The 9,989-nt window shown below is 66.4% G+C and carries 6 protein-coding genes; 1 reads left to right on the top strand and 5 read right to left on the bottom strand.

The genetic code is table 11. The features are described 5' to 3' along the window. The 3 genes from B1A78_RS18065 to B1A78_RS18055 form a co-directional block, all read right to left on the bottom strand. Nucleotides 1-532: NAD(P)-dependent oxidoreductase (locus B1A78_RS18065; RefSeq protein WP_306171659.1), on the bottom strand; the 532-nt coding region annotated here is incomplete at its 3' end. A 20-nt stretch (nucleotides 533-552) separates the two neighbouring features. Then, complete coding sequence (locus B1A78_RS18060) at nucleotides 553-912, bottom strand: hypothetical protein (RefSeq protein ID WP_077148299.1); 360 nt, start codon at nucleotides 910-912, stop codon at nucleotides 553-555. Between the two features lie 40 nt (nucleotides 913-952). Beyond that, complete coding sequence (locus tag B1A78_RS18055; protein ID WP_077148298.1) at nucleotides 953-1,300, bottom strand: ankyrin repeat domain-containing protein; 348 nt, start codon at nucleotides 1,298-1,300, stop codon at nucleotides 953-955. A gap of 118 nt (nucleotides 1,301-1,418) precedes the next feature. Here B1A78_RS18055 and B1A78_RS18050 point away from each other — a divergent pair, with 118 nt between their 5' ends. Then, on the top strand, nucleotides 1,419-1,625 hold the full coding sequence (locus tag B1A78_RS18050; RefSeq protein WP_077148297.1) for a hypothetical protein: 207 nt from the start codon (nucleotides 1,419-1,421) through the stop codon (nucleotides 1,623-1,625). A gap of 35 nt (nucleotides 1,626-1,660) precedes the next feature. Here the strand turns inward: B1A78_RS18050 and cysS are convergent, their stop codons facing one another. Beyond that, the gene (gene cysS / locus B1A78_RS18045; RefSeq protein WP_077148300.1) at nucleotides 1,661-3,121 is read right to left on the bottom strand and encodes a cysteine--tRNA ligase; all 1,461 of its coding nucleotides are present in this window, start codon (nucleotides 3,119-3,121) and stop codon (nucleotides 1,661-1,663) included. A gap of 46 nt (nucleotides 3,122-3,167) precedes the next feature. After that, nucleotides 3,168-9,989, bottom strand: a 6,822-nt coding sequence (locus B1A78_RS22785) for an S-layer family protein (protein WP_077148296.1), incomplete at its 5' end; no start/stop codon positions are given.

Below are 9,989 nucleotides of genomic sequence, written 5' to 3'. Positions count from 1 at the left end.
GGGTGTTGGGGCCGGGGGTGCGGCGTACGACGGTAACGTCGACGTTGAACGCCTGCAGCCGTTCCTCGACAAGCTTGCCGATCGCGCCGTAACCGAGCAGCAGCGCTTTCGATCCATAGAGTTCGACCTTGCCCGGCGAATCCATCAGCCATTCGCGGCGTTCCTGCGCGCGCACGACGTCGCGATAGCCCTTGGCGACGGTGAGCATGCCCATCACGACATATTCGGCGATGGTGATCGCGTTGATGCCGACGCCATTGGTCAGCACCGTGCCGCGCTCGGCGAGCAGGCCGAGCGGGATGCCGTCGACCCCGGCATAGATCGAGTTCAGCCAGCGCATCTTGCTCGCCGCGGTGATCGCGGCGGCCATGTCGCGCTTGTCGTACATGTCGAACCAGCCGATCTCGGCCTCGGGCGCGAGCGCCATCGCCTCCTCCTTCGACTGGAAAAAGCGCGGCTCGACCCAGTCGGGCAGGCGGTTTTCGACGAGCGGGCGGACGAGGCCCGAGAGGACGGTGACGGTCTTGGACATGGAGAGGCAATTCCCGTGTTTCAGGCGGGAGAAAAAGCCCGCCACGCCACTATGGCCAAAAAGGGCAAACCGGCAAGGTCGGCGAGCGCGATCGTGCGCAGCGACGGCGGCGACCCCGCCTGCCAATAGAGCGCGAGGAACGAGACCATGCTGATCGCGGCGGCGACGCTGGCGATGCGGCGCGTGGCCGGATCGAAGGCAGCCCAGACGCAGATGGTGAAAACAACGAGGAAAAGCGCTGCGCGGTGATGGAGCAGCAGGAAACTCGGGCTTTGCGGGGTAACGGCGTAGAGGCGAGTCAGCATCGCGGGGCGGAAGAAGGCGAGCGCCGGCATCAGGTGGATGAGCGCGAGAATGGGCCAGGCAATGCGGTCGAGCATGGTGGAAATTTAGCGCTTACATTGGTGTAAGCAAGGGGGGCTATGTTTCCCAAGCGGAAGCAACGGTCGTTCCGAACTCGTTTTTAAGATCGGGATTCGCTCCCAGGCACATCAACAGGTCGAAGACCTCCTGACATTTGCCCATCGCCGCATAATGCGCTGGAGTATTGCCCATGTCGCCGATCGCGTTGATATCCTCTCCGGCAGCCAACAAGGTCTCGACGGCTTCAACGTCTCCGCGCAATGCTGCGACATGTATGAGGCGGTCGCCGTCAGGCGTCACGTAGGAGATAGGGTCGATTGGCGATGTCACATCGCAGCCTTGATAGTTCAGCAGGTCGCGATAGGTGCTTTGGAGCGACATCCTTTGCTGGTCCGTCAGAGGCATATTGTTTGCTACATCATAACCATCAGCACGCGCAATCGGTCGAAACTTGCCATTAGAAGATCGACGCCTAAACTATGGGTGGAGAATAATCTTCGACCGATCAGGGCGCGCCTCACATATGCAGATTGGCGAGAAATATTTGATCGACGGTTACCTCGGCACGATCGTCGTCGTTGTTGCCGAGGATTCTTATTCCGATCTTTATCCAAAGGCCGAGTGGGCTGACGTGCTCAAGTCGGGCATCCTTGTCGAAGACGAACAGGCCGGCCTTATTCATTATTCCAATCTGGACGATCACATTGTCGAGAAGGTGGAGGATCGGTAGTGGGACGCCCGGTGGCGTGGAGACACTCGTGTTCGCTAAGCGTCTAGCCGCCAGTCCCAGCCGAGCGGGTCGCCGTCCATCACCTCGACTCCGGCGGCGATAAGCTCGTCGCGCAGCGTGTCGGAGGTCGCGAAGTCCTTCGCGGCGCGAGCGTCCTTCCGGCGGGTCAACGTTGCCTCGATATCGGTCTCGGCAATCGTCGCGACCTTGGGCCGGACGCGCAGGTCGGAGCGGTCGATCGTCAGCAGATCGAGGCCGAGCACCGCGTCCATCGCGGCGAGCGCCGCACGTTTCTGACCGGCGTCGATCTTCTTCATCGCTGCCGCCTCTTCGAGCAGCGTCAGTGCGACGGCGGTGTTGAGGTCGTCGGAGATCGCGGCTTCGAATTTGGCGAGCAGGTCGGTCAGGCGGCGGTCGGCGACCGGCGCATCGTCGGCGTCGCGAACGGCGGCGACCGCCATGACGAGCCGTTTGAGGCGCGTCAGTGCGGCGCCGAGGCCATCCCAGCTGAACTCCAGCTCGCTTCGATAATGCGCCTGCAGGCACATCAGGCGGTAGGCGAGGGGGTGGTAACCGCGATCAGCCAGCAATTGCAGCCGCAGGAATTCGCCCGTGCTTTTCGACATCTTGCCGCCGCGATCAATCAGGAAATTATTGTGCATCCACACACGTGCGCCTGAATGTTCGGCGCAGTCGAGGCTGCCGCAATCGCGATACGCCTGGTTCTGCGCGATCTCGTTCGGATGATGGATCTCGCGGTGATCGATCCCGCCGGTGTGGATGTCGAACGGCATGCCGAGTTCGGCTTCGCCCATCACCGAACATTCGAGGTGCCAGCCGGGTGCGCCCCGACCCCAGGGCGAATCCCATTCCATCTGGCGCGTCTCGCCCACCGGGGTCTTGCGCCAGATTGCGAAGTCGGCGGCGTGGCGCTTGCCCTCGACTTCCTCGATTCGGCCTTCGCCTTCGTCGGTTACGGTGCGGGCCAGTCGACCATAGTCGGCGACGGTCGAGACATCGAAGTAGAGACCGCTGTCCAACTCGTAACAATGGCGTTCTGCGATGGTCTTTGCGAATTCGATCATGCGCGGCACGTAATCCGTCGCGACCGTCCACTTGGCGGGATCGCGCACGTTCAGCCATGACAGGTCGCGTTTGAATTCGACGGTGTAGAAGGCCGCAATATCCCAGGCGGTTTTGCCCTGCAGCGCCGCCGCCTTTTCCATCTTGTCGTCGCCGTCGTCGGCATCCGACGTCAGATGTCCGACATCGGTAATGTTGATGATGTGGCGCAGGTCGTAGCCCTTGAATTTGAGGGTGCGACCGAGGGTGTCCGCGAAGACATAGGCCCGCATATTGCCGATGTGCTGGTAGTTGTAGACCGTCGGGCCGCAGCTGTAGACGCGCGCCTCGCCGGGATGGACGGGCACGAACTCCTCGAGGGAGCGCGTCAGGCTGTTGAACAGCTTCAGCGGCAGGGCAGGGGCGTCGGTCATGTCCGCGCCCATGCCCCGCCGCGAGGCCGAACGTCAACCGAAACGCTTATTCGCTCGGCGGCGTCCACAGGTCGTCGTTGCCCGCGCCGGTCACCGGATCGTCGAGCAGCGGCTCGCCGGTCAGCGGGTCGAGGTCGCGCATCGTGATCAGCGGGATCGGCAGGCTCATGCCTTCGGCATCGTCGCCTTCGCCTTCGTCATCATCTTCCTTGTTGATGACATCCTGCACCGGGAAGGAGGATTCGAATTCGAGGAAGGCGCAGGTCGTCGAGCTCACGATCAGACAGCCGTTCATCGTCGACGCCGAGTCGAAGGCGAGGCCGCTGCCCGCGAGCGGCCCGCTGCCGATCACGAAGCCGTTGATCGAGAGCAGCGGGATCGCGTCGAGCCCGGTGACCTGCCCCGCCGAGCCGAGGTGGACGCCGTTGATGACGATGCGGCTGTCGGCGCCCGCGACATTGATGTTGAGCCCGCCGGGCCCGAAGGTCAGCCCGCGGCGCTGCGCGAAGCGCGTGCCCTCGCCGCTGTTCTGGACATAGAAGCCGCCTTCGACGGTGACGTCCATGCCGCCGGCGAACAAGGCGCCGTCGTCGAGCAGGATCCCGTCATTCTCGGCGAGCCGGTCGTCGATCTCGTCGGTCGTGGTCGCGGCCCCGACGTCGGCGATCGCGTCGGCGGTGGCGACGATGACATCCTCCGACCGCAGGATCAGATTGCCGGCAGGCGTGCTCGGCGAGCTGCCGCTGAGGCGGATCGTGCCTTCGCCGAGGATCACCTCGATCGCTTCATCGGCGAATATGCGGAAGGCGTTGGCGTCGGTCATGCCGGTGATCGCGGCATCGCCGATCACGCGCGCCTTGCCCTGCGTCGCGATGGTCAGCGAACCGCTGGCACCGAGATTCGAGGTCGGGCCGCCGGCGGTGAGGGTGAAGTCGTCGATGACGACGGCGGGCGGCGTGCGGCTGCCGACGGTGGCGATCGGCGAGCCGCCGGGCGCCGCGGCGACGAAGCCGCCGTTGTTGCCGCCGAGGTCGGGGGCGAGGATCGTGATGTCGCCCGCGAACAGCCGCGTCATTTCGGTCTGGTCGATATGATAGCCGTCGCGCGTGCCGGTGCCGCCGATATAGGTGACGCTGTCCTCGTCGATGTTGCGCACCTCGAGCGCCTGGGTCGTGCCCGGCGTGCCGAGGCGGCCGGCCGAACCGATGGTGATGTCGCCCGAGGCGATGATCATCGACCGGCCGACGATCGCGCCGTTGACGGTGAGCAGGCCGCGTGCCTGCGCGCCGAGCGCGGTGGTCGCGGTGACGTTGCCGAGCGTCATGGTGGTGTTGGCGCCGAGTTCGACCTCGTTGCCGCTGAGCTGGGTGACGCTGAGGCTGCCGTCGCTGCTGATCAGCGCGCGGCCCGCGACCGAGCCCGTAGTCACCGAGACATTGTCGCCGCCGAAGATGAAGGCATCACCGACGTCGGTTTCGATCGTGCTGAACACCGCGGTGCCGGCGAGCGCGTTGACGAAGATCGAATCGCCGGTGAGCGCGATCGGTCCTGCCGAGGCGACCGTGCCGAGGCGGATCTCGCCGCCGTCGGCGTCGATCGTCGTGGTACCGCCGCTGAGCAGCGTTTCCACGGTGACGCCGAGCGCGCCGTCGAGCGACATGGCGCCGCCGGTGCCCGTTGCCGCGCGGCGGATGAAGAGCTGCTCGCCCGCCGACAGCGTCATATCGTTGTCGGCGTTGACCGAGCCGCCAGAGATCGTGCCCGACGCGGTGACCGTCAGGTTGCGGCCCGCGTCGAGGATATCGACCGGCGTGCCGTTCGACAGGACGATGTCGATCAGATCGACCGAGCCCGCGTTTATGCGGATGTCGCGACCGGCGGTCGCAACGTCGGTGAACTGCGCGATGCCGCCGGCGTTGACGATCAGGTCGTTGAAGGCATCGATGTCGGCGAGCGTCGCATTGCCGCCCGCATTGGCGCTGATGTTCGAGCCGCCCGCGGTATTGCCGACACCCAATGTCGTCGCGCCGTTGAGGCCGATCGTCGTCGCGGCGAACAGGACGATGTCGTCGCCCGCGCGGAGACCGGTTGCGTCGATCGACCCGTCGCTCGACGTCATGAAGATGTCGGCGCCGTTGACCGCGCTCGTGCCCTCGCCCTGGCCGATGGTGAAGCCGTTCGGCCCGTAGTCGAGCGTCAGGCTGTCGGGTCCCTGGCCGGTCGCGCGGGCATTGACCGCGGTGATATTGCCGACCGAGCGGATCTCGAAATCGTCGCCCGCGGTTACGTTGGTCAGCGACACGCCATTTTCGCCGGCGATCGGGAGGATGGGGTTGATCGTGCCGCCGAAGCCGCCGGTGCGAACCAGCAGGTCCTCGCCCGCGGTGACATTGGTCAGTGCCGCCGCGCCGCCCGCATTGATCCCGAGCATGCCCGCCGCGCCGCTGTTCGTCAGCACGACGTCGCCGCCGGCGTCGATGAAGAGGTTGCCCGCCGCCGGCAGATCGCCGTTCGACGGATCGGGCGCGCCGCCCGCAGCATTGGCGGCGACCGTGATGTCGCCGCCGGCGCTCATTTCGATGTCGCCGCCCGCCGTAAAGGCGCCCGCGATATTCCCCGCCGCGACGACGCCGATGCCGTTGACGGCACTCGCATCGTCGATCGCGACGTCGCCGCCGCTGCCGAAGGCCGACAGCAGCCCGCCCGCGTCGACCGAGCCGATATCGATGCTGTTGCCGCTGAGGATGACGTCGAAGCCCGCGACGATGCCGCCGCCGGAGATCCCTTCGGCGCCCGTCGAGAAGCCGTTCGCGGAAAGCTGGACGAGGTTGCCGGCATTGAGCGTGTTGAACGCGATCGACTGGGCATCGACGCTGATCGATCCGCCCGCGGTCGAATTGCCGAGGTTCGACGCACCCGTAGTGGTGATGTCGATGTCCCCATCGACGATCAGCGAGTTGAGCCCGGTGGTGAAGCTGGTGGCGTCAACGACATAGTCGCCGGCGGCTTCGCCATGCCCGACGGTGACATTGCCGACGAGCGTGATGCCGACATTGCTGCCTTCTTCCTCACCCTGCGGATTATCGCCCGTCGCATCCATGAAGGCGATGCCGACATCGCCGCTGCCGCCGATGCCGATATCGTCGCCCGCGAGCAGTCGGTTGAAGGTGCCGCCCTGCGTCGTCGTGATGTTGATGTCGCTGCCGGCTGAGATCGTGCCCGCCGAATTGACCGCACCATTGGTTGCGGTAAGCCCGACGAAGCTGCCGCCGGTCAGGTCGCCGACCGTGACCGCGCTTCCGCGGATATCGACGATGGCGGCCGCATCGATGTCACCCGTCAGTTCGATTGCGCCCGCCGCAGTGACGAACATTTGCCCGTTGATGTCGAAGGTTCCGGTCGAGTGCACGCCGCCGCCCGACGCGTCGATACCCAGCGAACCCGCCACGACGGCGATGTCGTTGAGCTCGACCGAGCGACCCGTGATGCTGGCAACCAGCGTGGCGGTCAGATCGCCCGTAAGATTGACGGCATCGCCCGCGGCAAGCTGCGCGGCGCGGCCCGCGGTCAGCGCCCCGGCGTCGATCGCGCCGTTGGCAGTGAGCGTCAGATCGCTACCGGCGCCGGCATCGCCGACCGCGATGTTGCCGCCGGCCGTGAGCGTCAGATTGTTGCTCGCGCTCAGCAGATTGTCGATGCCATGGTCGATGTCGCCGACCGCGTCGAACGTGACGTTGACGCCGCTGACGTTGCCGCCGGTGGCGATGGTGCCGACGGTGGCGGTCAGGTCGACGTCGCCATCGGCGGCGATCGACGCGAGGTCGAGGTTGCGGCCGGTGGCGGTCGTGTCGCCGCCCGATTGCAGCAGCCCGGTCGCGACGACGTCGCGCGCCGAGGTCAGCGTGATGTTGTTTGCGACATCGGCGCTGGTCAGCGTCAGCGGGCCGCCGCTGGTGGTTGCGGTGAACGAGCCGCCCGCAGTGACGTCCTGCAGCGACATGCTCGTCGCGCTGAAATTGACATCGTCGTTGGCGAAGGTGCTGCCGGTGACGGTGAGCAGGCCGGTGATGGTGCCCGAGACATTGCTGCCGATTTCCTCGCCCTGCGGGTTGCTGCCCTCGGCGGTGATTGAAGCGATGGTGATGTTGCCGCCGGCGGTGATCGAAACATCGTCGCCCGCGGTGATCGCGTTGAACTGGCCACCGGTCGCCGCATTGATGATCGCGTCGCTGCCGGCCGCGATGGTGCCGGTCGAATTGATCGCGCCGCTGGTCGAGGTCAGCGAGATATAGGTGTTCGAACCGACGTCGGCGACGTCGATTGAGCCGCCGGTCATCTCGACGAGGTTGCCGCCGTTCGCGGTGCCCGTGATGGCGATCGCGCCGGTCGCACCGACGGTGAGATCGGCCCCCGTGAGGACATCGCCGTTCGCGGTGACGCCGCCGGCGGTCGCGCGCAGCACGATCTGGCCGAGGTTGCCGAAGCCGCTCTGCATCGCGACGCTGCTGCCCTCGATATACATGCCGCCGCTGGTGACGTCGCCGGTGAGGGTCACCGCGCCGTCGGCGTCGATGAACGTGTAGTCGGCGTTGATCGCGCCCGCGTCGACGGTGCCGCCTGCGGTCAGGCGGGTCTGGCCGACGGTGCTCGTCGTGCCGGCGATCGTGATGCTGCCCGGGGTGTCGATATAGGCGCCCGAATTGTCCGCCTCGTTATCGGCGCCGCCCGCGGTGGTGAGCAGGCTGGCCGCCGACACATCGCCGCTGGCGGTGATGCGGATGTCGTCGCCCGCCGCGAGGTCGGCGAAGATGCCGTTCGCGGCCGACGAGATCGTCAGGTCGTGGCCCGCCGACAGCGCGCCGATCGCGCTGATGTCGCCGCTGGTCGAGGTGAGGACGATATCGGTGCCCGCGGTGACCGATTCGAGGTCGAGCGAACTGCCCGTGATCGTCGTGACGAGGCCCGAGCGGATCGTGTTCGTGGTGGTGACGACGTCGCTGGCGGTCGCGGTCAGATTGTCGAAGGCGACTGCGTTCGACGCGTCGATCGTCCCCGCCGACGCGGTGAGCACGATGTTCGACAGGTCGGTGGGGCCGGTCTGGATCTGCCATATATTGGGACCGCCGGCCGAGCCGGGCGCGAAGATCATGCTGCGCCCGTCGGGACCCGCGCCGGTGGTCGAAACATTGTCGACGATGACGCAGCAGGTGCCGCTGACGATCAGGTCGTCGCCTGCCAGCGAATTGGTCACGGTCGCGGTGTTGCCGGCGCTGACATAGAGATCTTCGCCCGCCGTCGCGCCATCGACATTGGCGTTGGTGCCGGCGCCGATCCCGATCATCGTCGCGGCGCTGCTGCCCGCCAGCAGGTTGGCGTCGCCTGCCGCGTGCAGGAACAAATAGCCCTCGGACGGGCCGTTCGGGCCGACATAGGTGCCGGCGGCGGTCGCCTGAGCCGTGATATTGGTGTCGGCGGTCAGGCTGACATTGCCCCCGGCCGCAAAGGTCCCGGCAATGTCGCCGGCGCTGCGGATGATGATGTCGCCATCGACGGTGCCCGACAGGCGCGCGTTGCCGCCGTTGGTAAAGGCGAACAGCGAGGCCGAGGTGGTGACGCCGTCGTTGATGCGGATCGTGTTGCCGAACAGGTCGACGTTTCCGCCCGCGGTGATGCTGTTGCCGAGAATGCCCTCGGCCCCCGGGGCGGTCCCTGTCGCGTCGAGATCGACGGTGGTGCCGGCGGTGATCGTGTCGAACAGGATCGACTGGCCGCTGACTGCAACAAAGCCGCCCGCGTCCGAATTGCCGAGGTCGACCGCGCCGACCGAGGTGATATCGATGTCGCCGCCGGTGATGATCGAATTGGGGCCGGTGGTGAAGCTGCCGACGTCGGCGGTGAAGTCATTGTCGGCCTCGGCATGGTCGACGCTCGCGGCGCCGGTGGTGCCGACGAAGATGCTGCTGCCGTCGAGTTCGGAATCGAGCCCGGTGCCGTTGGTGATCAGATTGCCCGCGACGACGGTGCCGCCGATCAGGCTGATGTCGTCGCCGGCCGTCGCGTCGTTGATCGCCACCTCGTCGCGCGCATTGGCGGTCAGGTCGGTGCCGCTGGTCGAGGTGCCATAGACGTTGATGCGGCCGTTCGCCGCAAGCAGCAAGGTCAGGTCGGCAGCGTCGAGCGAATCGACGTCGATCGCGCCGTTCAGTCCCGTCGCGTTCATGAACAGGCTGGTACCCGCACTGACGAGGCTGCCCGGCGCGCTGCGGATCGTGGTGACCGCGGTGAAGTTCGCGCTGCTGCCGGTCTGGATCGTCGGCGCGGTGCCGGTGCGGAAATCGTGGCGGATGTCGACCTGGTCGCCGGCGTTGACGGTGAGGGTGCCGCCGACGTTGAGCTGGCCGTCGCCCTGCGCATAGACGCCGACCGAGGCGCCGCTGTTGCCGTTGGTGCCGCTGGTGTCGAGCGACACCGCGCCGTCGGTCTGGATCAGCCCGCCATCGGTGATGCCGAGGAAGATGCCGGTGGTGGCAAGATCGGTGTCGTTGTTGGTCGGTTGCGAAGAGCCCTGCGCGGTCGCGGTCAGGCTGGTCATGGCGATCGTGCCGGCCGAGCGGATATCGATGCGTCCGGCAAGGAAGCCGCTGGCGTCGATATCGACGTCGCCGAAGCTCATCGTGCCGGTGCTGCCGGGCGAGCCGAACGCCTCGAAGATGACGGTGCCGCCCTGATCGACGAAGCTGCCCCCGTCGCCGAGGCTGCCGCCGTCGCCCGCACCGCCGGTGCCGGTGTTGCCCGACGTGCCGCCCGCGACGATCGCGACCGGATTGCTGTTCGAGGTGAGCGTGCCGCCGTTGACGCCGAGGCGGAC

Source organism: Sphingopyxis sp. KK2 (genome assembly GCF_001990265.1).
In the GTDB taxonomy this organism is placed as follows: Bacteria; Pseudomonadota; Alphaproteobacteria; order Sphingomonadales; family Sphingomonadaceae; genus Sphingopyxis.
Note: the sequence above shows the minus strand (reverse complement) of the source record. Positions and strands in the feature narration are given on the sequence as shown.

Coding starts and splice junctions, on each gene's coding strand:
- B1A78_RS18050 (WP_077148297.1), top strand. CDS start 1,419: ATGCAGATTGGCGAGAAATATTTGATCGACGGTTACCTCGGCACGATC.
- B1A78_RS18055 (WP_077148298.1), bottom strand. CDS start 1,300: ATGCCTCTGACGGACCAGCAAAGGATGTCGCTCCAAAGCACCTATCGC.
- cysS (WP_077148300.1), bottom strand. CDS start 3,121: ATGACCGACGCCCCTGCCCTGCCGCTGAAGCTGTTCAACAGCCTGACG.
- B1A78_RS18060 (WP_077148299.1), bottom strand. CDS start 912: ATGCTCGACCGCATTGCCTGGCCCATTCTCGCGCTCATCCACCTGATG.